This is a genomic window from Paenibacillus gyeongsangnamensis (assembly GCF_027533625.1).
Taxonomy (GTDB): Bacteria; Bacillota; Bacilli; order Paenibacillales; family NBRC-103111; genus Paenibacillus_G; species Paenibacillus_G gyeongsangnamensis.
Genome location: NZ_JAQAGZ010000008.1, coordinates 145,898 through 170,002 on the forward strand (window position 1 = coordinate 145,898; position 24,105 = coordinate 170,002).

The 24,105-nt window shown below is 55.1% G+C and carries 17 protein-coding genes; 7 read left to right on the plus strand and 10 right to left on the minus strand.

The window, feature by feature from the left end; translation table 11 throughout:
- Nucleotides 1-74: 74 nt before the first annotated feature.
- The 3 genes from O9H85_RS13945 to O9H85_RS13955 form a co-directional block, all read right to left on the minus strand.
- On the minus strand, nucleotides 75-1,058 hold the full coding sequence (locus O9H85_RS13945; protein ID WP_269882034.1) for an aldo/keto reductase: 984 nt from the start codon (nucleotides 1,056-1,058) through the stop codon (nucleotides 75-77).
- A gap of 41 nt (nucleotides 1,059-1,099) precedes the next feature.
- Nucleotides 1,100-2,077 carry an aldo/keto reductase gene (locus O9H85_RS13950; RefSeq protein ID WP_269882035.1) on the minus strand — a complete coding sequence of 326 codons (978 nt, stop codon included), beginning with the start codon at nucleotides 2,075-2,077 and terminating at the stop codon, nucleotides 1,100-1,102.
- Nucleotides 2,078-2,331: 254 nt separating this feature from the next.
- Nucleotides 2,332-3,351 carry an NAD-dependent epimerase/dehydratase family protein gene (locus O9H85_RS13955; protein ID WP_269882036.1) on the minus strand — a complete coding sequence of 340 codons (1,020 nt, stop codon included), beginning with the start codon at nucleotides 3,349-3,351 and terminating at the stop codon, nucleotides 2,332-2,334.
- Between the two features lie 211 nt (nucleotides 3,352-3,562).
- Here O9H85_RS13955 and O9H85_RS13960 point away from each other — a divergent pair, with 211 nt between their 5' ends.
- Entirely contained in the window at nucleotides 3,563-4,396 is an 834-nt protein-coding gene (locus O9H85_RS13960) for a sugar phosphate isomerase/epimerase family protein (RefSeq protein WP_269882037.1), read from the plus strand.
- A gap of 111 nt (nucleotides 4,397-4,507) precedes the next feature.
- On the opposite strand, the gene O9H85_RS13965 is transcribed toward O9H85_RS13960, so the two are convergent.
- The 3 genes from O9H85_RS13965 to O9H85_RS13975 all read right to left on the minus strand — a co-directional run bounded on the left by O9H85_RS13965 (nucleotide 4,508) and on the right by O9H85_RS13975 (nucleotide 9,615).
- Nucleotides 4,508-7,600 carry an AAA family ATPase gene (locus tag O9H85_RS13965; RefSeq protein WP_269882038.1) on the minus strand — a complete coding sequence of 1,031 codons (3,093 nt, stop codon included), beginning with the start codon at nucleotides 7,598-7,600 and terminating at the stop codon, nucleotides 4,508-4,510.
- On the minus strand, nucleotides 7,601-8,755 hold the full coding sequence (locus O9H85_RS13970; protein ID WP_269882039.1) for an exonuclease SbcCD subunit D: 1,155 nt from the start codon (nucleotides 8,753-8,755) through the stop codon (nucleotides 7,601-7,603).
- Between the two features lie 212 nt (nucleotides 8,756-8,967).
- Nucleotides 8,968-9,615: an NADPH-dependent F420 reductase gene (locus tag O9H85_RS13975; protein ID WP_269882040.1), complete on the minus strand. Its 648-nt coding sequence runs from the start codon at nucleotides 9,613-9,615 to the stop codon at nucleotides 8,968-8,970.
- A gap of 161 nt (nucleotides 9,616-9,776) precedes the next feature.
- On the opposite strand from O9H85_RS13975, the gene O9H85_RS13980 reads away from it, so the two are divergent.
- On the plus strand, nucleotides 9,777-10,658 hold the full coding sequence (locus O9H85_RS13980) for a LysR family transcriptional regulator (protein WP_269882041.1): 882 nt from the start codon (nucleotides 9,777-9,779) through the stop codon (nucleotides 10,656-10,658).
- A 365-nt stretch (nucleotides 10,659-11,023) separates the two neighbouring features.
- Here O9H85_RS13980 and O9H85_RS13985 read toward each other — a convergent pair whose 3' ends face one another.
- A complete protein-coding gene (locus O9H85_RS13985) occupies nucleotides 11,024-16,153 on the minus strand; it encodes a cadherin-like beta sandwich domain-containing protein (protein ID WP_269882042.1) in 5,130 nt (1,709 codons plus the stop codon).
- 266 nt (nucleotides 16,154-16,419) lie between these two features.
- On the opposite strand from O9H85_RS13985, the gene yhbH reads away from it, so the two are divergent.
- Together yhbH and O9H85_RS13995 are read left to right on the plus strand one after the other, a co-directional pair.
- On the plus strand, nucleotides 16,420-17,580 hold the full coding sequence (gene yhbH, locus O9H85_RS13990) for a sporulation protein YhbH (RefSeq protein WP_269882043.1): 1,161 nt from the start codon (nucleotides 16,420-16,422) through the stop codon (nucleotides 17,578-17,580).
- Nucleotides 17,577-19,004 (plus strand): SpoVR family protein, encoded by a 1,428-nt coding sequence (locus O9H85_RS13995; protein WP_269882044.1) that lies wholly within the window; start codon nucleotides 17,577-17,579, stop codon nucleotides 19,002-19,004. The genes yhbH and O9H85_RS13995 overlap by 4 nt, the downstream gene beginning before the upstream one ends.
- Nucleotides 19,005-19,654: 650 nt before the next feature.
- Here the strand turns inward: O9H85_RS13995 and O9H85_RS14000 are convergent.
- Together O9H85_RS14000 and O9H85_RS14005 are read right to left on the minus strand one after the other, a co-directional pair.
- Nucleotides 19,655-20,206, minus strand: coding sequence for a hypothetical protein (locus tag O9H85_RS14000; protein WP_269882045.1), 552 nt, complete (start codon nucleotides 20,204-20,206; stop codon nucleotides 19,655-19,657).
- Between the two features lie 158 nt (nucleotides 20,207-20,364).
- On the minus strand, nucleotides 20,365-20,634 hold the full coding sequence (locus O9H85_RS14005; RefSeq protein ID WP_269882046.1) for a hypothetical protein: 270 nt from the start codon (nucleotides 20,632-20,634) through the stop codon (nucleotides 20,365-20,367).
- Nucleotides 20,635-20,822: 188 nt separating this feature from the next.
- On the opposite strand from O9H85_RS14005, the gene O9H85_RS14010 reads away from it, so the two are divergent.
- Both O9H85_RS14010 and O9H85_RS14015 read left to right on the plus strand, forming a co-directional pair.
- Entirely contained in the window at nucleotides 20,823-21,521 is a 699-nt protein-coding gene (locus O9H85_RS14010; RefSeq protein WP_269882047.1) for a pirin family protein, read from the plus strand.
- Between the two features lie 17 nt (nucleotides 21,522-21,538).
- Nucleotides 21,539-21,883: a hypothetical protein gene (locus tag O9H85_RS14015; protein ID WP_269882048.1), complete on the plus strand. Its 345-nt coding sequence runs from the start codon at nucleotides 21,539-21,541 to the stop codon at nucleotides 21,881-21,883.
- A 120-nt stretch (nucleotides 21,884-22,003) separates the two neighbouring features.
- On the opposite strand, the gene O9H85_RS14020 is transcribed toward O9H85_RS14015, so the two are convergent.
- On the minus strand, nucleotides 22,004-23,356 hold the full coding sequence (locus O9H85_RS14020) for an ABC transporter substrate-binding protein (RefSeq protein WP_269882049.1): 1,353 nt from the start codon (nucleotides 23,354-23,356) through the stop codon (nucleotides 22,004-22,006).
- A 185-nt stretch (nucleotides 23,357-23,541) separates the two neighbouring features.
- On the opposite strand from O9H85_RS14020, the gene O9H85_RS14025 reads away from it, so the two are divergent.
- Nucleotides 23,542-24,102, plus strand: coding sequence for a helix-turn-helix domain-containing protein (locus O9H85_RS14025; RefSeq protein ID WP_269882050.1), 561 nt, complete (start codon nucleotides 23,542-23,544; stop codon nucleotides 24,100-24,102).
- Nucleotides 24,103-24,105 lie beyond the last annotated feature (3 nt).

Consider the following 24,105-nt stretch of genomic DNA (forward strand, 5'->3'; position numbering starts at 1 on the left):
CCGCATGTCCATGCCGCCGTTTGACACGGCAACACAGGAGCAGCCAGTCCACCCTAACAGCTCCGGACTGCCGCTTAATAAGAGCCTCTAATATGCGGATGAACGTCCTGTCCGTAGAACGACCGCAGCCTTTCGAGCTCGTTCTCCGAGAAGGACGGGACCTCCAGAGCGCCCAGGTTGTCCTCCACTTGAGCGACATTTTTGAAGCCCGGAATGACGCAGGTAATGTTGGGATTGTCCAGAATCCAGCGCAGTGCGGCACGCGTCATGTTCCCCCGGCCATCTGCGATCCAGGACAACTGGCGGCTCAACTCCACGCCCTTCTCGAACGGCAGTCCGGCGAACGTCTCGCCAACGTTAAAGCTCTCGCCGTTCCGGTTGTAATGGCGGTGGTCGCCTGCTTCAAACACGGTGCCTTCCGTAAACTTCCCGGTCAGCAGCCCGCTCGCGAGCGGCAGGCGGACCAGAATGCCAACGCCCTTCGCTTTGGCTTCGGCGAAAAGGCGGTCATCCGGCTTCTGCCTGAATATATTGTAGATCACCTGCAGCGCCTTCACGTTAGAATATTTCAGGCACAGGAGGCCCTCCTCCACGCTTTCGACACTGACGCCGTAATGGCGGATCTTCCCTTCGGCCTGCAGCTTATCCAGCACTTCAAATACAGATCCGTCCCGCAAAATCTCGATCGGAGGACAATGAATCTGATACAGATCGATCCGTTCCCGCCGGAGCCGGCTCAAGCTGGCTTCACAATATGCGCGCACTGCCGTCTCCGTATAAATAGCAGGGTCGTGAATATCCCCGGCACGGCAAAATTTGGTGGCAATGTGGATCTTGTCCTTCTGCCCTTTCGTAGCCTCGGCAAGCAGCGACTCGCTGTGACCGCTGCCATATACGTCCGCGGTATCGAAGAAATTCACCCCGGCATCCATTGCACGGGCCAAGCCTCTGAGCGATTCCGCGTCGTTCACCTGCCCCCAGGAGCCCCCGATCGCCCAGGTTCCAAAGCTGATCTCGCTCACCGACAGATCGGTCGAGCCCAGTTGTCTGTATTTCATCGCTTATCGTCTCCCGTCATTCTAATCGGACTCGTATCTTGTTACGTCAAATCCCTGCAAATCCGGTCAATCTCCTGCAGCTCCTCCGCCGTCAAGCTCTCGTCCGCATGCTGAACCGCATCCGTAATATGCTCCGGCCGCGACGCGCCCAAAATCGCCGAAGTAATTCCCGGCTGGCTGAGCACCCAGCTTAGCGCCAGCTGCGCCAGCGTCCAATCCCGTTCCGCTGCGATCGGCTTCAAGCGTTCCACCAGGGCAAAATTCTGCTCCTGCTGCATCAGCGCCTTCAGCCGCTGCTCTCCGGCCGCACCGCGCGTTCCTACCGGGGGCGCCTCGCCCTGACGGTACTTGCCCGTCAGCAGACCGCGTCCCAGCGGGCTGTACACGATGACGCCCACCTCCTCCGACCGGCAGAAGGGGAGGAGCTCTTTTTCGATGTCCCGTGCGATGATGCTATATTGGGGCTGGACGCTCTCGTACCGCTCCAGCTGTTTCAGTGCGCTGATGCCGTGAGCCTTGGCGATTTGCCAAGCGTCGTAATTGGAGCAGCCGATATACCGCACTTTACCTTGACGCACGAGATCGTCCAGCGCCCGCAGCGTTTCCTCCAGCGGGGTATGCTCGTCGAACCGGTGAACCTGGTACAAATCGATATGATCCGTTTGCAGCCGTTTCAAGCTCATCTCGACCGCACGCATGATGTGATAGCGGCTCAAGCCCGCATCGTTGGCCCCCATGCCCAAGCGCCCGTTCACTTTCGTAGCCAATACGACCTGTTCCCGTTTCCCCCGGATCCACGAGCCGATGATCTCCTCGGACTGCCCGTGCTCCAGCGGGTTGCCGTTGTCCATGCCGGTCCCGTACACATCCGCAGTATCGAGCAGCGTAATGCCCGCCTCCAGCGCCGTATCCAGAACACGAACGGACGCCTCCTTGTCGATCCAGCGTCCAAAAGCCATACAACCCAGACTAACGGCCGAAACCTTAAGTCCCGTTCTTCCCAGCCTGCGAAACTTCATCAGCGCATCCTCCCAGTCGAAAAAATTTGGTGGGCCTTACTCTCCTAAACAAACAGACAAGTCCATTATAAGCCTCCTGTCACCGCTTTAAAATAATGTAAAAAAGTTGACTTGCTTACCTTCAGGTAAGTTATAACCGCAATCGACTGGCCTTGTATATCGGGAGAAACGGCGATTCCGAACGAAAAAAAGCTCTTGCCTCCCCTCCCAGGGAAACAAGAGCTTGCCGTTCATGAGGCTTCACAGTCCCAAACTTAGTTACTCAGCAGTTCCTTCAATTCTCCGCACCAACGACCATACGTCTCCGCCAGCCTATCCTCCAAAAGGTTTTTCTCCTCATCGATCGCAAGATTGTCCCGCTCATACCAATCCAGCATCATCCGCAGCCCCTCGCTCAGCGTCATTCGCGCCTCGAAGCCCGGGATGTCCTGCTTGATCTTGCTATTGTCGAACAATCCGGCATAGCTTTTCTCATAGTACAGGTGGGCGAATAAATCCGGTTTGCCTGACATCAGCTGCTTCGTGCTGAAATGAACGAGCTTCGGCTCGTGCCCGATCAAGCGGCCGATCTCCAAATAAAGATCGTCCCATACATGCAGCTCCTCGCTCGTCGCGTGATACGCCTTGCCGAAGGTCCGCTCGTTGCCCGCCGCTCCCACAAAAGCCCGCGCCACATCCGGTGCGAACGAGAAGCTCCAAGGCAGCGTGCCGTCGCCGAACATGACGAGGGGCTTGCCTTGCTGAATGCGATGCACGATATTGCGGTTTTGCCGCAGTACCCCGAGATTCACCCCGCCTTCGCCGAACGTCAGGGAAGGCCGGATAATCGTAATGGGAACCGTCCCTTCCGCAATTACCTTCTGAAGGTAACGCTCCATCTCCGCCTTATGATAGGCATACGGAAAAGCATCGCTGTCGCAAAGCGCTTCCTCATCCTCGCGAACCGGAATCGTACGGAACGGCCGCTTGTAAGCCGCCGTGCTGGAGCAGAAGATCAGCTGCCCCGTCTTGTCCCGAAACGTCTCCACGGTCTGCGCCGCATCCGCCGCATTAAAGGAAATCATATCGATGACGGCGTCGAAGCGCTGGCCCGCCATCAGCTGCCGGAACGACTCCGGCTTTGTTTTATCTCCGATGATCCATTCCATCTCCCGGGAAAAAAGCTGCTTCCGGCTGCCCCGGTTGAACAGCACCGGCTGATGCCCGGCATCCAGCAGTTGGTCCGCGATACACCGGCTGATGACGCCGGTACCTCCCAATATCAATACTCTCACAAGTCCCGCTCCCTTCGTGGTTTCGAAGCTTTCTTATTTAGCGTACAACCTCTTTTCCCCGGTGGCAAGCTTTTCTTATTATCGTTAATATAACGTTATCCGGCAGATTCCGCGCCATAATCATCAGCTCATCGATTACCCCCGTTTCCGTTGCGGGCAGTCCGGCGGTATGGTAAGTTTAGGCTATTGGGATAAGAGGAGGCATAGGATCTTGAGATACGGAATATTAGCGCATAATTTAGGCAAAACCGATTGCAAAGAGCTCGCCCGGCGCGTCAGCGCTTATGGGCTTGAATTCGTTCAGCTGGCGCTGGCTAAGGCGCTGACGGATTTTGATACGAGTCTTGGGAAGCTGAACCCGGGCATGGGACATTACGTCGCCGACAGCTTCGCGCGGGAAGGCGTGCGCATTGGGGTACTGGGCTGCTACATCAACCCGATCGATCCGAATCCCGAGCTGCGCCGGCAGCAAATCGACCGGTTCAAGGAGCATTTGAGGTATGCGCGCGATTTCGGTACGACCATGGTCGCTACCGAGACGGGGTCGGTGAAGGCCTTCCTCGATGTCTACCCGGACTCGACGGAGGAAACCCGCTGGAATCTGCTCCGTTCGGCCGTACAGGAAATGGTGGAGGAAGCGGAGCGCTGGGGTGTCCGTGCCGTCATCGAAGCTTCGCAGAACGAGGTAGTCCGTACGCCGGAGCTTATGCAGCGTCTGCTGGAGGAAGTGCCCTCAGAGCATTTCGGCGTGCTGATGGATCCGGTAAATTTGCTGAACGCCTCCAACTATGACCGCCAGCATGAAATCGTCCAGCGTGCGTTTGACCTGTGGGGGGATAAGATCGTTCTCGCCCACATCAAGGACTTTGATATAACGCCCGAAGGCCGGATGGTCTATGCGCCGATGGGAACCGGGAAGCTGGATGTGCCGTTCTTCCTGAATTTGCTGAAGCAGTACAAGCCGTACACGAACATTTCGTTCGAGGGCGGCATTAAGCCGGAGGAAGTGCCGGCGGCGCTGGAGTACGTGAAGCGGTTTTCCTAAAAAAAAGCAAAGAGCAGGTTCTCCGCTGAGGGAGCCTGCTCTTTTTGTACTGGCCGGGCTCGTGCCCCATGGCCTTATATAAAGCGCCGGCTTGGCTGAAGTCGGTCGAAGCTATTTCAATATAATCTCCGTCCGGCTGCAGCCGTCCTTCATCTTGCGAACCTCCAGAACGGCCGGGAACGCCTGCTTCAGCTCCTGCACGTGGGAGATCACCCCGATCATGCGCCCGGAGCGCTGTAAATCAATCAGCGTCTCGATCGCTTTACCCAGCGCATCCTCGTCGAGCGACCCGAAGCCTTCGTCGATAAACATCATTTCGATGGAAACGCCGCCTTGGTGCGACTGGATCACATCGGTCATTCCAAGCGCGAGACAAAGGGAGGCATTGAACTTCTCGCCGCCGGACAGCGTTTTGACGTCGCGATTCTGGCCGGTGTAGGCGTCGTAGACGTCAAGCCCAAGCCCGCTCTGGCGGTTATGCTTCTCCAGCCGGTCGCTTCGCTGCAGGACGAATTGCCCGTTGGAGAGCACCCTCAGGCGTTCGTTCGCCGCATGTAGAATTTGTTCCAGGAATTCAATCAGTATGTAACGCTCAAACGAGATTTTGAGCGGGTTGTCGCCCTTAAGCACTTGATACACATCGAGCACCTGCTCCAGCTGTGATTCCAGCTCACGCTGCTTGGCATACGCCGTCTGCATGGAGGCCCGGAGACGTTCCGCTTCCTTCGCGAGTCCCGCGCTGTGCTGCTGCTCTGCCGCCGCCGCTTCCAGCTCGCGCCGGTAATCGGCCAGCTCGGCATTCAGCCGCTCCAGGTCGGCGCGCTGTCTGCCCTCCAGTTCCAGATCGAGCTCGGCCAATTGGCGCTGCAGCACGGCAAGGCCGGTCTTGAACGCTTCGATGTCCTCGCGCATGTTCTGCACGGCTGCTTCACTGAGCTTCGCCGCACGGTAATCCTCAACGGCGGCGAAGCCGGCCTTGCCCAGTTCGTCCGCGAACCGCTCCTCCGCTCCGGCATGAAGCGTCTCCGCTTCCTCCAGCTGGCGGAGCATTTGCCTCAGCGCGGCATTCTCTTCCGCCAGCTTCGTCTGCGCCTGCTGAGCCTGCTGCTGGGCTTCCAGCCAGGCTGCATTCAGACGCCCGGCAAGCTCGCGCTGCGCCTTCACCCGCGCCTCCAGCTGCTCCGGTGATCGCAGCTCCTCCGGAATGCGGACGAGCTCGCTCTCCAGCAGCGTCTGCTTCGCACTGCGCTGGAGAGATAGTTCATGGACCTGGCGGGTTCCCTCGTCCTTCTCCTTCGCCAGCTGCTCCACCTTCCGCTCCAGCGCTTCTATCGTTTCCCTCAGCTTCGGCAGCTCAGCTGCCTGCCGCTCCAGCGCCTCCGTCTCCTTCTTCAGCTGCTGTCCTTCCCGGCCCAAGCGGTTGTATTGACCCGCCATATCATCCGTGCCGAGGCCGTACTCCTCAAAATCCGCGACTTTCCCGTCCCAGCCGGCCCGGCTGGCTGCCGCCTGTACGCGCGCCTCGTTAAACTCCCGTTCGAAATGTAGCATCCGCTCACGCGCCTGCTGCAATGCTTCCCGGGAAGGCACGTCCTCTGCGGCTGCCGCTTTGTGCGGGTGCGAATCGCTGCCGCATACCGGGCAGGCCTGCCCGTCATGCAGGTGCGCCGCAAGCAGGCTCGCCTGGCCTTCGATCCACAGCCGCTCCTGGCGTTCCAGCTCCTCGCGCAGCCGCTTCATGCCGGCCTCGCGCTCCGCTTCCTGCCGGGCGGCCTGCTTGACCTGCTTGTCCAGCTCCATCGCAGCCTTGAGCAGGCGCACCTGCTGCCGCATCCGCTCGAGCCGCGCCTGCCGCTCCGGCAGCGCCGCTGCCGCCGGCTCCAGCGCCTTCGCGCGCTCCGCTGCCGCCTGCCGCGCCTCGCGCGCCCGCTCGAGCTGCGCCGCTGCGGCGGCCAGCCGCTCTGCGCCGGCGCGCTCCGCCGCGAGCAGCCGCTCCAGCTCGCGCTGCTGCTCCGCGAGCGTACGCACCGCCGGCTCCAGCTCGCCGAGCCGCTGCAGCTCGCGCTCCGCGGCCTGCCGCTCCGGCTCCCGCGCCGCCTCCTCGCGGTGGCGCGTCTCCGCCGCCGCCAGCGCGGCCGCTGCCGCTTCCGCCTCGCGCCGCTTCGCCTCGTGCTGCGCCCGCTTCTGCTCGGCCGCCTGCGCCGCACGGCTTCGCTGCTCCTCGTACGGCGCGAGCCCCGCCGCCCGCTCCGCCAGCTGCAGCCGCCGCTCCTGCGCCGCCAGCTCCGGCACGCGCCGCTCCATCGCTTCGCGCTGCGCCCGCTTCTGCTCGCGCTCGGCGAAGCGCTCCCCAAGCGCGGTGCCCGCCCGCAGCTCGGACTCCTTCGCATCCGCCTGCGTCCGGAGCGCCGTACGGCGCGATGCCGCCGCTTCAGCGAGGCTGAGATAATGCTCGCGTTCCTGCTCGAGCCCCTCGGCCACCTGCGGCACGCTGCGATACTCCTGCTGCAGCGTCGCGGACAAAGCGCTCTCCTCCCGCGCCGGAAGCGCCGCCTGCACCTGCTTGATGTAGACTTCGCTCTCCAGCTGCGCCGATTTCAGCGCCTCCTTCAGCTCGCGGCTTTTTTGCTGGAAGCGGTCCTCCAGCTTTTGATACAGCCCGGTCCGGAAGATGCGCCGCAGAATGTCTTCCTTATTCTCCGTATCCGAGGTAAGCAGCTTGCGGAATTCGCCTTGAGGCAGCATGACGATCTGGCTGAACTGGTCCTTGGACAGCCCGATCAGCGACTCGAGCTTCGCATTGACGTCGGACACCGTAAACCGGTCCGTGCAGGGCGTCTCTTGCCCTCCCGTCGTCTCGAAAAGCTCGATCCTTGCCCCCGTCTCGCTCTTATTCACGCCCTTCCGGTGACCCAGCTGCCGGAATACCCGGAAGGTGCGCCGCCCGATGGCGAACGCGAATTCCACCGACGTATGCGTCTCCTCATCGGCAAAATGGCTCCGCAGCATCCGCGACTCGAACCGGTCCTCGCCGCTCGCAAAGCCGTAGAGCGCAAAGCATACGGCGTCGAAGATTGACGTTTTTCCCGCGCCCGTATTGCCCGAAATGACGAACAAGCGGCGGTCCTCCAGCAACGCGAAATCAATCGTCTCCTGATCCCGGTAAGGCCCGAAGGCCGTCATCGTGAGCTTCAGCGGTCTCATCTAGACATCCGCCTCCTCTCGGAATACTTGCCCGAAGACTTCCGCGAACAGCTCCCGCTTGTCATCCGGCAGTTGCATCCCCTTCACCTCTTGATAAAAGGCGGCGAACAGCGCCACCGGATCGGAGGCCCGCCTCTCCGCCAGCGTCTCCCCTTCCTGAAGCTGCAGCGCCGCTTGCGTCCTGCGCTCCACATGAAGGGCATTCGGGTACACGGCGCGCACCTTTTCCATCGGGAACAGCACCGGATTGTCGTTCAGCAGCGTCACGAAGACGTAGTCGTCGCAGAGCGGATGACCTTCGACCTCTTCGATAGTGCCTTCGATCCGGCGCAGCTCCCTCAGCGGAATAAACATGCGCTTATCCACCTTCACCTTTCCTTCGCCGTCCAGCTCAACCATATAATACCCTTTGATATGATTCGCTTCCGATACGGAATACTTGAGCGGCGAGCCGGCATACCGGATGTTCTCGCTAGCTACGAAATGCGCCTGATGCAGGTGGCCGAGAGCGGTATAGTGGAACGGGGCAAAATGCTCCGCCCGAACGTGCTCGGCCCCACCTATAGCAAGCGGCCGCTCCGAATCGCTCGTATTGTCGGCCGGTTCTCCCATCGGGGTCACAAACGCGTGACCTACCCAGACATGCCGCGCGCCAGGGTCCATCGCCGAACGGATCCGCTCCGCCAGCACCCGGGTCGCATCGTCGTGGGAGCGGATCGTCTCATCCTCCAGCAAAAACCGTACCTGTGCCGGATCCGCGTACGGCATCAGGTGAAAGTGCACCTCGCCATGCTCGTCCCGCAGCACGACCGGCTTCGGCTCCCGGCGGAGCTGACCCGCTAAATGTAGCCCCCGGCTTTCCATGATGCGTGTAGCAAAATCGAGCCGGTCCGGGCTGTCATGGTTGCCCGAAATCGCCAGCACCGGCGTATTCAGCCGGATCACCAGCTCCTCCAGCAGCTCGCTTAGCAGCTCCACCGCCTCGGTCGGCGGGATCGCCCGGTCGTACAAATCGCCGGCGATCACTACCGCATCCGGCCGTTCCTCCTCTACAACCTGCACCAGCTGACGCAGCACGTGCCTCTGATCTTGGGTCATATAGACGCCCTGCACCAGCTTCCCCAAATGCCAATCTGCCGTATGTATGAATTTCATAAGGGCTTGAATCCCTCCGATGCTTTAGTTATGTACCTAAATATTATTCGGCAAAAAGCCCCGATTCCCTGCCTTCTCCTCCGATTCCGGCCCGGTGGCAAATCCCCCCATTCCCAGCCCATGTATGCAAAAGAAAAAAAGCAGGACCATTCGAGATCAGCTCAAATGGTTCTGCTTTCGTTTCAAGGCTGAAGAAACGGTGCAGCGTTCGCTCAGCCTTCGTTCAGCCCGAACATTCGGAATGAAACGTAAGGATAATTTCCATACCGGACGGCTACCTCTCGCTCGAATAACGTCATCCGTTCGATCGTCCGGTTATTACTCAGCCGCCCGCCGTCCAATACCCGGAAGGGGATTCCATCCAGAAGCGAGAGGACGGTTCGCTTCGCCTCTTCATCGTCACCGGTGACATATACGTCGCTCGTTAAACCGTTATGCAAGGGTTGCTCCAGCACCCGGAAGAACGTATTTTTGAACGCGCCTACGACCCGCGTCTGCGGCAGCAGCTTCTGCAGCTCCTCCGCCGCCGAAGTTCCCCATTCCGTTGTAAAATCGTTGAAATCCTCCGTAAACGGATTGGCGATGTCTACCAGAATTTTGCCTTTCAACGCCTCCCTGTTCTCTTTTGCCCAAGGCAGCACGTCGCGGAACCAGAGCGAGTGCAGGATCACTTCCGCGCCCAGCGCCTCCTCATAGCCTCCGGCAACCGTATTCCGGAAGCCCTCTTCATCGATCAGAGCCCGGGCCTTGTCCGGCGTGCGGGATCCCCAGATCAAATCCGATTCCTTCGATAAGGGACTAAGCACCCGAACCAATCCCCGTCCCATTCTTCCCGTTCCGACAACACTCAGTTTATACATCTGACGTATCCTCCTCCGTTTTTACTGAAGCATCGGCTCATTGTCTCATTCAAGCCTTGCCGATATCTTACAGCAGCTTCGGCGTTATCGGAATTTCCAAGTAGCTGCAGGGTATAAACTAAAAGTTTTTGCTTGAGTGTGCTATCATGAGACTTGAGGATATGGCATATCAAATCAATGAATACGGAGAATCGCATATGAATATAGAGCTGCTGCGGCATTTTACGGAGATCGTCAAGCTGAAAAGCATCGCCAAAGCCAGCGAGCGGCTTTCCCTGACGCCTCCGGCACTGGGTAAGCAAATTCGCCTGCTGGAAGCCTACTACGGGGTTTCATTGTTAAAACGTTCCCCGACCGGAGTCGAGCCTACCGAGGCCGGCATGCTGCTGATCGAGCGGGTGCAGCCGTTGCTGGACCGGCATGAATCGCTTCGGGCCGAGCTGCTCCGGTTCCGGGATAAGCGCCGTCTCGAGATCGGCACGCTTCCGAGTCTTGCTTCGCGTTATTTGCCAGACAAGGCCTTAAAGCTTGAGCGCAGCGGCATAGAAGCAGGCATCGTCATTCAGCCCACCTCGGAAGATTTGGTTCAGCAGCTAAACGAGCATAAGCTCGACGCCGTTGTTACGGAACGGCCCGACGGAACCGCCCTGTGGAGCCATGATCTGTTCACAGAACCCTTCTACGCCGTTGTTCGTTCCGATCATCGGCTGGCCGGGCAGCCTGTGGTTCGGCTAGCGGATCTGCAGGAGGAAGCTTTCATCATGTATCCTCCGAACTGCAGCATCCGTCGATGCGTCACCGGCGCCTTCCGCAGCGAAGGAGTTGAGCCTCAAGTTAAATCGGAAGTCCCCTTCGGGGAATATTTGCTGGGCTATGCGGCAGCCGGGGGAGGAATTACGATCGTCCCCGAGAGCATTGTCCGGGAGATGCCGCATCCGCAGTTGCGCGCTTTACGAATTGAAGATCCGAGAACCTGCCGTACGATCTGCCTGCTTGCTGCAGATCCGGAGACAGGGAAACGTCTGCGGCCTTTCTTCAAATGACCGTTCACTTGCGTAACAAGATCGTCATCAGACTCCTTTGGAACGCATAAAAGAACCGAAGCCAGGGCTTGATCGCCCCGGCTCCGGTTCTTCTTGCTGCTGTTTCTTCTTGCTACAGTCTCTTCTTGTTGCTGCTTCCTCTTGCTGCTGTTTCTTCTTGCTGCTGCCTCTTCTCACTGCTGCTTCTTCTTGCTGCCTCTTCTTGTTGTTGTCTCTTCTTGCTGCTTTCTCTTCTACCTGTTGTCTGTTTCTTTTGCTGTCTCTTTTCGGCTCTTCTTGTTGTCGTTTCTAATTGTTACTTCTTACTTCTTGCTTCTGCTTCTTGCTTCTGCTTCTTGCTACCCAATTCGTCGCATTAAGGCTTCTTATTGCGTGAATTGAAGGCTGCCCAGCATGCGGCTTAGAATCGCAGCGCTCTGCGCACGCGTCGCCGTACCGGCCGGATCAAATTCGCCGGAAGCGACTCCTTGCACGATGCTCTTGGATGCCATCACGCCAATCGCTTCTTTCACCCAATCCTGGAAGCGGTTCTCATCCGCGAATTTCACGTTTGTTCCGCCGGATACTCCGTCGAAGCCCGCGAATTTCATCGCGCGGTAGATCATGACGGCCATTTCCTGGCGGGAAATCGGTTGACCCGGACGGAAGGTTTGGTCATCGAATCCGGTGATAATCCCCGCTTCGGCCGCAACGTAAACCTGACCCGCGAACCAATCGGAGGATTGTACATCCTTGAAGGCGTTCTTGGCCGACGTCTGTGCGCTCAGTCCTAAAGCCCGGGTTACCAAAGCTGCAAATTCCGCACGCGACACGGCTTGGTTCGGACGAAACTCCGTTTCCGACGCGCCCTGAACGATCATGCGATTGGCCATGCGTTCAATGTCATCCTGTGCCCAATGCTTCCGAATATCCGAAAACGTCATGTTGTTATTCAGCAGCATATAGGTGCTGTTGGTCCGGCTGTACAAGGTTGCTTCCGTTCCTGATACGGTATAAGGAACCGGCTCATAGAGAGGCTTGCCGGCATTGTCGGTCTCGACGCGTACCGCAGCCAAATGACCGGCATCCAATACGGCTTCCGATTTGATGCTGCGCGGTACATATTGAGTGAACGTCGCGACTTCAACGCTTTTCCCACCCGCAGTAACCGCACGGACTGTGAATTCAACGGCTGCCAGCGAAGTTCGGCCCGACGCTTTCGCTTGGCTCGCCGCAGCCTCATTCCGTACCATCGTAATTTCCAGGTACACCTGATCTTTGGGCGTACCGAGCTTGGCTGCCCACGCTTGAGCGTCCATTTGCTTCACCGGCAGCTCGTACCTACCGATGGAGGTGTCCACCGAGACCGACTTCACTTTGTCGTTCGAAGCTATTTTTTGCAAAGCGGTATTTGTGATGGTTACCGTAGTTTGAGCTACGCCTGTGCCGGAATCGATTCCGAACGTCAGCTTACCGCCCTCGCTTTTCTTCAATGCGTTGTCGATCACTTGATCGTCGACTTTGGCATGCGTAACCTTTTTGCCGTCGATCGTCTTCACTTCAGCGGTTACCGTATTCGTATTCTTCCCGCTTTCTGTGCTGCTAGGAAGTGCTGGAACGCCACCCCCGCTACCGCTTGGAGAGTTAGGAATCGTACTGTCGGTATCCGGGCGTTTACGGTTTACGTTCACCTGATACGATGTTTTCGTTACTCCGTCCTCTGCCGTGATTTCAATGGTGATCTGATTATCTCCGTACTGTAAAGAATTGATAGTCACACCGGCATCGGCAGTTTGAACCGTTCCGTTGATTTTTACGACGGCCTTGTTATGTTCGGACGCAGCTTGAACGACGATACTGCTGACCGAAGGCCTGACGCTCGTGCTGTAGGAATAAGTCGAAACGGTCACGGTCCCAGGCGTCAAGTCGAGCTGGGTGCTTCCGTTCCAAACCTTCAAACCGCTCAAGTTCGCGTTGGACGAAGGAGCCGGCGGAACCACAGGCACGTCGGCGCGATTGACCGTGATGGTGTATGTCTTCAGGGTTCCGTCGGCAGCCGTTACGTCAATGCGGAATGTGTTCGCTCCAACAGCCAGGTTGACCGGACCGTAGGTTGCTCCACTTGCAGTCGATGTACTGTTCACTTTAATCGTTGCGCCTGTGTCGGCGGCTGTCGGCGTCTCTTTGAAGCTGGTAACGGAATTATCCACATTCACCGAATAAGCTGTCGTGTTTGCGTTAAATGCCGGGCTGAGTACTCCCGAGCTGATGGTCAAACCGCTCAAGTTCGCATTCGACGACGGAACTACCGGCACGTCGGCGCGATTGACCGTAATCGTGTAGGCCTTTGGAGTACCGTCGGCAGCCGTTACGTCGATGCGGAGCGTGTTCGCTCCCACTGCCAGGTTGACCGGACCGTAGGTTGCACCGCTCACGGTTGGAGTTCCGTTCACTTTGATTGTTGCCCCTGTATCGGCGGCTGTCGGCGTCATGCTGATTGCAGCAATGGTATTATCCACATTAACCGCATACGTTGTCGTTGCAGGATCAAAAGTCAATGTACCTGCGCTCAGGCTAAGAGATTTAAGATCTGAAGAAGGCCAGCTTTCTTGATCGACTTGGACCCCGTCCGCTTTCACATATTTTGTACCGTTATCATTAAAGATGACGTTATTGATTACTTTAATGCCGCTTCCGGCTTGCAGAGAAATGGCTCCTGTATTTCCTCCCAGATAATTTTGATTAATCTCAACGTTACTCGGGTCACCTGCCATGTAGGTTCCCCAAGGGTTTGTAGGATCTAGTACCTTGGTATCACCGTTATCATGCGCCAAGTAAATTCCCCAAAAACCGGGACCGCTGTTGTTCAGAATGAAATTATTTCTTATTTTGACTTTAGTGGCATTCAAAATTTTAATCCCCGTCGCGCCAGCCATTGTCGTATCTTTGATTGTATTGTTTTCAATGATAGTATCCGGCGTACCCATCGTCACATTAATTCCGTCACGTGTATTGATCAGGGTATTATCGTGAATATAGTTTCCGGGACCGGTAGGACCGTGATTGCTTGGAGCTGCTCCTCCCGTATTGCCAAGTCCCAGACCGCCGCCGGCTACGTTGGATATCACGTTGGCATACACATCATTCAAATACTCGAATTCACCGTGCAAATCAATGGAGTCGAGGGCCGTGTTATTAAATGTATTGAAGCGCACCACATTATTGTGAGCGTAGTTTTGAATCAGGACGCCGTGACGCATGCGCACTTCGTTGTTGACAGGACTTCCGAAATAAGAGTTTTCCACCAAATTCCAAAGGGTGTCATTCTCGTATCCGAGCATATCCTGCTTTGCGATCCCTTGGATGGTAACGCCATAACCGGCACCGCTTGGACCGATATCGGTAGTGTTCTTAAAGGTACTGTTGCGCACGACGATATCATGGCTGCTGTCTATACGAATGCCCATACGGTAATACTTCTCTATAGTCACATGATCAATCGTAACATTGTATGAGGTCGAATTGTTTCCGCCGCTTTGAACGGTGATCCCATTCTCGGGTCCGCCAAAGTTAGGGTTATTGACGTTAGAACTGGTCGGATATCTCGAACCGCCGCCGTCATCCCAAGTAGAAGTAATCGTTAAATTGGAGATGACCAAGTTATTTTGGTTAGGTACTTTCAAGACGCTGCTGTTCTTCACCCCGTCCAGCGTCGTTACAAGAATGGTACCGTCCTGGCTTTGCCCGCGCAAATTCACTTTTGATTTCAACGTAAGGTTGGTGAGTCCATCCGGCGCTGAGCTAAGCTTGTAAGTACCGTTCGGCAGGTAGATTTCATCTCCGGGCTTGGCCCCTTGGATCGCTGCCCTAATGGCCGATGCAGCATCGGTTGCTCCCGTATTGTCCGCAAAGAACGGAGCTTTGGTCACATCATAAGTAACGCCGGTTACCGTGTTCGGGGTATGTACGGCGTGAGGTGTTCCATCCGCATTGGTCATACCCGGCTGCGTAAAATCTACCGCTCCGGGAGGCCTGCCTGGCGGAATGTTGGGTACGACCGCAACCGGGGTATCCCCTGTCGGGAACGGAGGATAGATCTTCACTTCCGTAAAGCTTGTAAACGCATTCGTCGTGTTTCCGTGCCCGGTAATTTTGACATAACGCGCATCTTGTTTTGGAAAAGTAAAGGGCTGCATATCGAGCATCATCACGCTGTATCCGGAGAAAACCCTATTCCAGGTCGTTCCATCGGCGGATAAATCAATGTCCAGATTGGAAGCGCGCGTATCTCCGTTATAAAAGGCGATGCCGACATATCCTACGCTGATCACTTCCCCCAGGTCATACTGAATCCACGGATCATTGGAGGAGGACCAACGGGAGTTCAGGTTATCATCCAAGGTATTTGTAGCCACGTTACCGTCGTCGCCGCTTGCGGTCACACTATCAAGTTCAAGCGGAATAGATTCTACCGGAGAAAGAAGCGTTGTGCGTGAAGCAGTCAAGCTGTTGCTTCCTGTAACAAAATCAGCTGCATCCACTGCTTCGACTTTCAATTGATAAGTAGCCCCAGGCGTCAAGCCGGTCAGTTTGTAGTTGTTAAAAGCAGGAAGGGCGCTGCCGGACTGGTCCTTTCCCGGACTCTTCGCCGCGTTTACGTTTGCGATTTTCACTCCGTCTTTATAAATGTTATACGATTTCACGTAAGACTCATCGTCCCGCGCATGCGGCCAGTTCAATTGTATAAAATCCGTACCTAAGTTGAACACTTTCAAGCTGTCGCCAGGATTCCAATAAGGCGGGTTATTGTCTGCAACCTCTGTTTGAACGATAAGCTGCGGTGCGGTGGTCGATTCTTTTGAATAAATATTTACGCCTGTACTGGATTTGCTTTTATCGCCCACAATGAAGGTGATGACGTTTTTGTTATCCGCCAAATAGGCTTTCACATAATCCGTCACATTCGCTTGATACGGCTGAGGCGACGAAGTATTAAGATTATTAATCGTTAAAGTAGGCGTTGTGGTATTATTATTATTCTTGCACATGACCCCTGTAGCGCTGGAAGCTGTAAGATTGAGCGAGACCGCCTGGTTCCAGGTGATCGCCTTTTCATCCCAGTCAGCTGCGCTGCCGGCCGTTGTTCCGGCTGCACACACGCTAAGCGTAACTGCTTTGTTTGAAGAACCCATTTTCCCGTTAATGGAAATATAAAATTTATATTTTCCATAATCCGGATTAGCCGTGATCGCCGGGTCTACAACAAATTTAAACAAGCCGTCCATTTCTTTCGTCGCGCTGGTTGTTATGCTGAATAATCCAGTGCTAGATCCTGTTTTTGTATCGAAATTTGATGTTGGGTATGTACTATCTACTACGGCGTCCCCTGCTGCATTTAATGTACTAATGGTAGTAGAAACGGTTGCTGCGAATACTTGCGGAACAACAGCAAACAACTGTGCAACTAGCAGCAAAACGATCAATCCGCTTAATTGCGATCTGAGCTTCCTATACATTTAGCTAATTCCCCCCTCTTGTTAGTATTTTTCTAAAGCCATTCAGTTTTATTATGAATCTCTTAACAAAAATCACTTTGTATTATTTATAGACTCTATTATGTTTTTTTTAGAATACCGGGCCCTCCACCCAAAAATCCGCTCCTGTCCCGTCACATATCCCCGTCCTGCTTGAATATATTTAGTAACAAGCACTTTTTTCCCGGTATCTCCCCTCTAATCCGCTTCGATCCGATCAATGATCTTACAATCTGGAGGTGTCCCACATGGCAAAACCCTTATTTACCGTATCCCGCGAAGACTGGTCGCTGCACCGCAAAGGCTATCAGGACCAAACCCGCCACCAGGAAAAAGTACGGGAAGCGATCAAGCAGAATTTGCCCGATCTGGTATCCGACGAGAGCATTATTATGTCGGACGGCAAGCAGATCGTCAAAGTACCGATTCGCAGTCTCGACGAATACCGCTTCCGTTATAACTACAACAAGAGCAAGCATGTAGGGCAAGGGGATGGCGACAGCCAGGTCGGCGATGTGCTCGGGGTAGATCCGCAGCCCGCTTCCGGGGCAGGCAAAGGCGAAGGCGCCGGCGACAAGCCGGGCGAGGATTACTACGACGCCGAGATCCAAATGGAAGAGCTGCAGTCCATGCTGTTCGAGGAATTGGAGCTGCCCAATCTGCAGCAGAAGGAAAAGCATAACGTCACGACGAGAGAGCCGATTTTTAACGATATCCGCAAGAAAGGAATCATGTCCAACATCGACAAGAAGCGGACCATTCTGGAGAACCTGCGCCGCAACTCCCGGGAGGGGGTGCCCGGCATTCATCATATTTCCCCTGACGACCTGCGCTTCAAAACATGGGACGAAATCGTCACTCCCCACTCCAACGCCCTTATTCTGGCTATGATGGACACGTCCGGTTCGATGGGCTCCTTCGAGAAATATATCGCCCGCAGCTTCTTCTTCTGGATGACCCGCTTCCTCCGCACCAAATACGAGCATGTGGAAATCATCTTCATCGCTCACCATACGGAGGCGAAGGAAGTGACGGAGGAGGAATTTTTCACCAAAGGCGAAAGCGGCGGCACGATCTGCTCTTCCGCTTACCAGCTGGCGGTGGATCTCATCGACAAGCGGTACTCGCCAAGCCGCTACAACATCTATCCATTTCACTTCTCCGACGGCGACAATCTGACCTCGGACAATGAGCGCTGCGTGAAGCTGATCGGCGAGCTGGTCAAGCGCTCGAACCTGTTCGGCTACGGCGAAGTGAATCAATATAACCGAAGCAGCACGTTAATGTCGGCCTACCGCAACATCCACGATCCGAAGTTTGTGCACTACATCATTCGTGAGAAGGGCGAGGTTTATAAAGCGCTTCGCACCTTTTTCCCCAAGCAGGCTGAAGGGAGCGCCGCCCGATGAATGCTGACGACATGAAGCAGCTTGAATACGCCGTCGCCGAAATTACCGAAGTAGCTACCGGCTTCGGTCTGGACTTTTACCCGATGCGCTACGAGATTTGCCCTGCGGATATCATCTATACCTTCGGAGCCTACGGCATGCCGACCCGGTTCAGCCACTGGAGCTTCGGCAAGACGTTTCATAAAATGAAGATGCAGTACGACTTCGGGCTCAGCAAAATTTACGAGCTCGTCATCAATTCCGATCCCTGCTACGCCTTCCTGCTCGACGGCAACTCGCTCATTCAGAACAAGCTGATCGTCGCGCACGTGCTCGCTCACTGCGACTTCTTCAAGAATAATATGCGGTTCTCCAAGACGAACCGCAATATGGTGGAAAGCATGTCGGCTACGGCCGAGCGGATCCGGCAGTACGAGATCGAATTCGGCGCGGAGGAAGTGGAGAAATTCATCGATGCGGTGCTCGCGATTCAGGAGCACATCGACCCGACGCTGACCAAACCGTACCGGCATTACCGGGATACGAAGGAACGCGAGCAGCAGAAGAGCGGCCGCGACCGCCGATTCGGCTATGAGGACCTATGGGACCTCGATAAGGAAAAGACGGCCGAACCCGACTCGAACAAGAAGCAAGGACCCGCCAAATTCCCCGCGGAGCCGGATAAAGACATCATGCTCTTCATCGAAGAATATGCTCCGAACCTGAAGGACTGGCAGCGCGATATCATGACGATGCTGCGCGATGAAATGCTATACTTCTGGCCGCAGCTCGAGACGAAAATCATGAACGAAGGCTGGGCGTCGTACTGGCATCAGCGCATCTTGCGGGAGCTCGATCTGACCGATGCGGAAACGATCGAATACTCCAAGCTCAATTCCTCCGTCGTCGTGCCTTCGCGGCACAGCTTGAATCCTTATTATCTCGGTCTTAAAATTTTCGAGGACATCGAGAAACGCTGGGATAACCCGTCGCGAGAGGATCGCGAGCGCTTCGGCTACAAGGGCGGCGAAGGCCGTAAGAAAATATTCGAGGTGCGCGAATTCGATTCGGACCTCTCCTTCATCCGCAACTATTTGAACAAGAAGCTGGTCGATGAGCTGGACCTGTACATTTTCGAAAAGAAGGGTCCCGAATGGAAAATTACTGACAAGTCCTGGGAAAACATCCGCGATCAGCTGGTCTACTCCCGCGTGAACGGCGGCTTCCCTTACATTGTCGTCGTCGATGGAAACTACGAACGGAACGGCGAGCTCTACCTGAAGCATGAATACGAGGGCATGGAGCTTGATCTCAAATATGTGGAACGCACCATTCCTTACATCCATCAGCTGTGGGGCAAGCCTGTGTATCTGGAATCGGTGATCGAGAACAAGAAGGTGCTGTTCACCTACGACGGCAAGAAGCATAACCGCAAATTTTTGTAAGCAAATACAATGGCTATATCAAACGATAATGTCGTTTTCTAAGCTCATGAAGAAACCGCCCTCTAAAAAGGCGGTTTCTTCAACTATCGTTCTCCATTGAACAAAGTCAACCTAATCAGCTCTTCTGTTGTTTCAGAATTCAGCTTATAAAGATAAGTAGCTCCCTTTTGTACAGGTGCAATTCTAACCTCTTGTTTCATTGGAATGCTTATAGATAACAAGTCCTTTTTTAACATAGCCAAAAAAATAAGAAGCCGCGGCAGCCCGCCGCGGCGTCAGAGTGCCTAAGAAAGTGGTGTTCAACAAAAATAGAGATACATACGAAGGTGGGGTATCTACTGGAGGAGCGATAGCGTCCGCCTTTGTTATCGGAAAATGACCGCTGCACAGCGAATAAATTGAAATTTTTCCGATAACAACAGCGGCCGGAAGGGGATACTCCACCGGAGTACCGAGGCAGAATTCTCTATTTCATGGGTTTCTCTACAGCCTGACCGCTGCTAAGCGCCTTTGAATAAAAAATTTCCTGCAGACAACAGCGACCGGAAGTAATACCCAGCCCCCTCGTAACATCTATATCATCTTTTCACCACTTTCTCAATAAGCTCAAGCCGCGGCAGCCCGCCGCGGCTTCTTCCTGCTCCCGAAACTCATAAAAAGGCATGGATCAAAAACAATACGGCAAACGCTAAGCCCGAGCGCAAATGCCATTTCCGGTCCAGCCTCCGGTAACGGAACAGACCGGATACCGGCACCGGCAGCAGCGACAAAAGAGCAAGCAAGCCGGTGAGGTTGTGGAAATCGAGCTTAAAGTCTCCGAGCAGCGCAGCGACGGCATGAAGGACAATCAATCCGATTGCAAGAATAGCGATGGGGGTATGCCACTTCCGAGCGAAGGCGGCAAGCGGAACGAGCAGCTTCTGCAGGGCGGCCAGCCACCTTTTCCGAATGACGAACAGGAGCACATAGTTGGCCAGGACGAAGAATAGCGCCAGTCGGGCGTTCGATCCGTAATTTTTCATCGTGAACGTAAAGCTTCGGCTGTGCCATTCGGCCGACGTCATATGCAGAATGCTCCACAACCCCGAACAGATGACGGCAGCCGTCAGGACGAGGGCCGATATCACCCACTTGCGTTCTTTCAGGGGTATCCCAAGCTGCTTATTGGCCCTTGCAGCGTTTGTCGGTTCCACATGTTCCATTGGTGTTTGATCTCCTTAACTGTAGGACTTGATGGAACCTATCGTAACGCTGTTTTATGAAAAGAACATGAAAAAGCCGGATAAGATCATTTCCAGAGAAAAGAAAACAGCCCGCTTGATATCATCAAGCAGGCTTGCTTAGAAGGAAAGCTCCGGCTCTACTCCTGCACAAGACGGCTCTTCGCGGCTTCCACCAGCCGGTCGAACAGCTCGTCATCCTCTTCCAGCTGCTCTTCGAGCAGAAGGATATCTTTCTCCGGTCCGGACTCTCTCGCGAAGTTAAGGCTGTACATCCATTCCTTGGCATTCTTGCTGTGCAGGGTGATTTCATAAGGGTGAGCCTGATGCTCCACCGAGAATTCGACCCGGCCGATATATCCATCTTCTTTACTGTGGCTCATGGCCGCGTCAATAATGTCAATGTTCATTCGGAACCTCCACTAAGCCCCATATTCTACGATCAACTGAGTATAATAGTAGCATAAAAGATTCTCGTCTCCAACCTGAAAAAGACTGCGCCAGCTGCCTAGCGGAAAGTTTACTTCGTTTTGTTTATATGCTATATTTATGTTAGTAAAATCATTCAGATTCCATCCACCATAAGGAGCTGACGACGATGATTCGCGTTTACCCTGCCTCTTCCCGCCACTCTACCGATCATGGCTGGCTTCAGAGCAACTTCAGCTTTTCGTTTGCTGACTATTACGACCCGAACAATGTTGGGTTCGGACCGCTGCGTGTGCTTAACGACGATATTATTGCTCCCGGGCGCGGCTTCGGGGCGCATCCTCACCGGGAAATGGAGATCGTCTCCATCGTCCTGAAGGGGCAATTAAAGCACGAGGACAGCACGGGCCGCTCTGCGGTAACTACGTTCGGAGAGGTACAGCGGATGTCCGCCGGTACCGGCATCATCCACTCCGAAGTGAATCCGGGAAGCGAGCCTACGCACATCCTTCAGCTTTGGTTCATGCCGGACCGGCAGGGACTAACCCCTTCCTATGAGACGACCGAGTATGAGCTGTCCCGCATGAAGAACGCCCTTCTGCCGGTCGTATCGAGCCGTTCCGGGGAAGGGATCGCACACATCCATCAGGATATGACGATTTATATGTCGCGCCTGGAGCCCGGACAATCGCTCGAGTTCGTGCAGCCGGAAGGCCGCCGCATCTACGTTATGGCCATTGAAGGCGGCTTGGCGCTGAATGGCGGCACGAAGCTGGAAGAGCGCGATGCCGCCCGTATTGAAGAGACGCCGCGGCTGACGATGGAGTCGGAAGCCGGTTCCTTGCTCATGCTGATCGACTTGCCATAGGAAGGGAGAGCTTCGATATGACCGTTCCCACGAATACGATCTTATTGGTCAAAACCGTCACCGGACGGCTTCTGCTTGATACCGACAAGGCGGGCTGCCCCTTCCGGCTGGAGGGCGGCGACGGCGCCTGGACGCTCACCGTACAAGGTGTAGCGCCGGGAACGGCGGCCGAAATTCGTTCGCTTGTGAGCGAGCTGAACCTGTTCTATTTCGAGGATTACGGCAGCGCTGCCTCCAGACGCAAATGGTGGCTTTACGACAGTGCCTGTCCACAGCATCAGTATGACGAAAGCTCGCTAGCGCTTACGCTTCAGGTGGATCGAAGGATCGGCTACAGCAACGAGCATACCGGCACGTCCTGAACGGCCGGAAGATTAAAGGGTGAAGCCCCTGCGGCTTCACCCTTCTTTTGCGGTTACGATCCGATTGCATGGCTGGGCCCGATGGCCGCGGCCGGATGAGACCGGTACGATTCCCTTCGTTCACTTCGTTTTGACGTTGGCCTTCTTCGTCTCGATCGATTTGGCCATCTCCTCCTGAGCGGTGCGCAGCGCCGTATTCACGTCGACTTTGTCTAGCGTGACGGAATCGAAGGCCTTCTCCATCGACTTCTTCAGATCGTTCGGGTTGCCTCCGATCAGCCCCTTCTCCCGCTTCGGCGAAGCTTCCGCCGGCTTATACTTGTAAACGGCCTGGACATTCTTGCCCTGCAGCTGCGGCACGTCCTTGCCGATCGCTTTAAAGAGGTCGCCGGTATTTTTGAGCGACGGCACGAGACCCAGCGTCTTCGCCATATCGAGCTGCACTTCTTCGGACAACAGGTAAGCGATGATTGCAAAGGAAATGTCCTTGGACTTGTTGGTCTTGGTAATATACCAGTAATATGCGCCCGGCTGGCTGCCCGTATTCGGCGCTTCCTTGAACGTCGGGATCGTGACCATATCCCAGTTCAGCTCGGACGGGAATTCCAGGTAACGGGTCAGCTGATTGACCTGCATGGCGACATTCATATTTTTCTGGAAAGCGGTGTATTCCTCGGTCTGGGATCGCTTCTTGGGATCCCGGTTGTTATTCTCAATGGCATAAAAACGGCCAAGATTGTTGATCAGCCCGGCCCATTTCTCCTGCGCCGCCATTTGATCCGCCTTCGGATCGAGATAAGGAACCGAGAGCTGATTGTCCCGCAGCAGCGCCCCGATGAAGGAGCTGAACCCGCGGTACACTTGCCCGCCGTCGACCCGGGTCATTTTTCTGGCCAAATCGTAGGTTTCGTCCCACGTCATGCCGTCCTTCGGATAAGGTACGCCGAATTTGTCAAACAGCGCTTTGTTATAGAACAGCACCTGAACCTGGGAGGAAGGCATCGGCAGGCCGATCAGCGCTCCGTCGGGGTTGGAGTTTTTGATACTATCAATATGGACGGGCTCCAAGGCGCTGAGGTTGAAATTAAACTTTTTCACCAGGTCCGACATATCGTATGCAAGTCCCTGATCAATTAAGAAGCCGTCGATATCGGATAGGTTGCCGTACATGATATCAGGGTAAGTGCCTGATGCAATCAGATCGTTGATTCCTGTACCCGTGCCCCGCTGGATGAAATTAATGGTCACATTCGGGAACTTCTTCCGGATCCGGTCGCCGTACAGCTTGTCGAAATAGTCCTTGGTATCCGCGAATTGGGATACGAAGGTTAGCGTTACCGGCTCATTCAAATTGACGTCGGCGCCTTTGCTCTGTTCCTTCGGAGCGCCGCTTCCGCCTGAACAGCCGGCAAGAGCGGACGCGAGCAGCAATACGGATAACCAGGATGCGGATCGTTGATGATTTATTTTCATAGTAATCCCCCTTTGTTTATGAAAACGCTTGCGTATAATTATATGGATTTGCCCTCTTCATCGTAATACCTGATCCTCACAAGTTTTTGTCCTAAATTCATTCAAATCGGAGCGAAAGCATGCTTGTTTGTTATCATATTTTATATTATTATCGTTTTATATAATAATGAAATGGGGCATGCAGGATGAATGACAAGGCTCAATTGCTGCTGCACCCGGTCCGCATGAGAATCATCCAAGCCATGATCGGCCGGGAGCGGACCGTTCAGCAGCTCCAGGAATGGCTGCCGGATATTCCGGCGCCTACCTTATACCGGCAGCTCCAGAAGCTGACCCAAGCCGAGATCCTCCGCATCGTCAGCCGCAAGCCGGTTCGCGGAGCGGTGGAGAAAACGTACGCGCTTGCCGAGCACGGGGCGGAATTTTCCCCGGAGGAAGTGCTGCGGATGGATGCGGATGAGCATATGCGCTTGTTCATCACCTTCCTCTCGCATTTGATCGGCGAATTCGGGGCGTATACCCGGCAGGACGATATGGATATGTATAAGGACGGTCTAAGCTATCGGCTGGTGAACCTTTACCTGAGCGAGGAAGAATGGAAGCTCATGCTGGAGGATATCCGGAGCGCGATCGGCAAGCATGCGAATAAAGAACCGGCCGCCGGACGGCGTGCCTATTCCTTGTCCACCATCCTCATTCCGGGCATCCGGCAGATCCACAGTCCGGACCCCGGCAAAGAAAGGTGAAAC

Bases quoted from the DNA above. Each gene is read 5' to 3' on its own strand.
- O9H85_RS13945 (WP_269882034.1), bottom strand. From the start codon at position 1,058: ATGAAATACAGACAACTGGGCTCGACCGATCTGTCGGTGAGCGAGATC.
- O9H85_RS13950 (WP_269882035.1), bottom strand. From the start codon at position 2,077: ATGAAGTTTCGCAGGCTGGGAAGAACGGGACTTAAGGTTTCGGCCGTT.
- O9H85_RS13965 (WP_269882038.1), bottom strand. From the start codon at position 7,600: ATGAGACCGCTGAAGCTCACGATGACGGCCTTCGGGCCTTACCGGGAT.
- O9H85_RS13970 (WP_269882039.1), bottom strand. From the start codon at position 8,755: ATGAAATTCATACATACGGCAGATTGGCATTTGGGGAAGCTGGTGCAG.
- O9H85_RS13975 (WP_269882040.1), bottom strand. From the start codon at position 9,615: ATGTATAAACTGAGTGTTGTCGGAACGGGAAGAATGGGACGGGGATTG.
- O9H85_RS13980 (WP_269882041.1), top strand. From the start codon at position 9,777: ATGGCATATCAAATCAATGAATACGGAGAATCGCATATGAATATAGAG.
- O9H85_RS13985 (WP_269882042.1), bottom strand. From the start codon at position 16,153: ATGTATAGGAAGCTCAGATCGCAATTAAGCGGATTGATCGTTTTGCTG.
- yhbH (WP_269882043.1), top strand. From the start codon at position 16,420: ATGGCAAAACCCTTATTTACCGTATCCCGCGAAGACTGGTCGCTGCAC.
- O9H85_RS13995 (WP_269882044.1), top strand. From the start codon at position 17,577: ATGAATGCTGACGACATGAAGCAGCTTGAATACGCCGTCGCCGAAATT.
- O9H85_RS14000 (WP_269882045.1), bottom strand. From the start codon at position 20,206: ATGGAACATGTGGAACCGACAAACGCTGCAAGGGCCAATAAGCAGCTT.
- O9H85_RS14005 (WP_269882046.1), bottom strand. From the start codon at position 20,634: ATGAACATTGACATTATTGACGCGGCCATGAGCCACAGTAAAGAAGAT.
- O9H85_RS14010 (WP_269882047.1), top strand. From the start codon at position 20,823: ATGATTCGCGTTTACCCTGCCTCTTCCCGCCACTCTACCGATCATGGC.
- O9H85_RS14015 (WP_269882048.1), top strand. From the start codon at position 21,539: ATGACCGTTCCCACGAATACGATCTTATTGGTCAAAACCGTCACCGGA.
- O9H85_RS14020 (WP_269882049.1), bottom strand. From the start codon at position 23,356: ATGAAAATAAATCATCAACGATCCGCATCCTGGTTATCCGTATTGCTG.
- O9H85_RS14025 (WP_269882050.1), top strand. From the start codon at position 23,542: ATGAATGACAAGGCTCAATTGCTGCTGCACCCGGTCCGCATGAGAATC.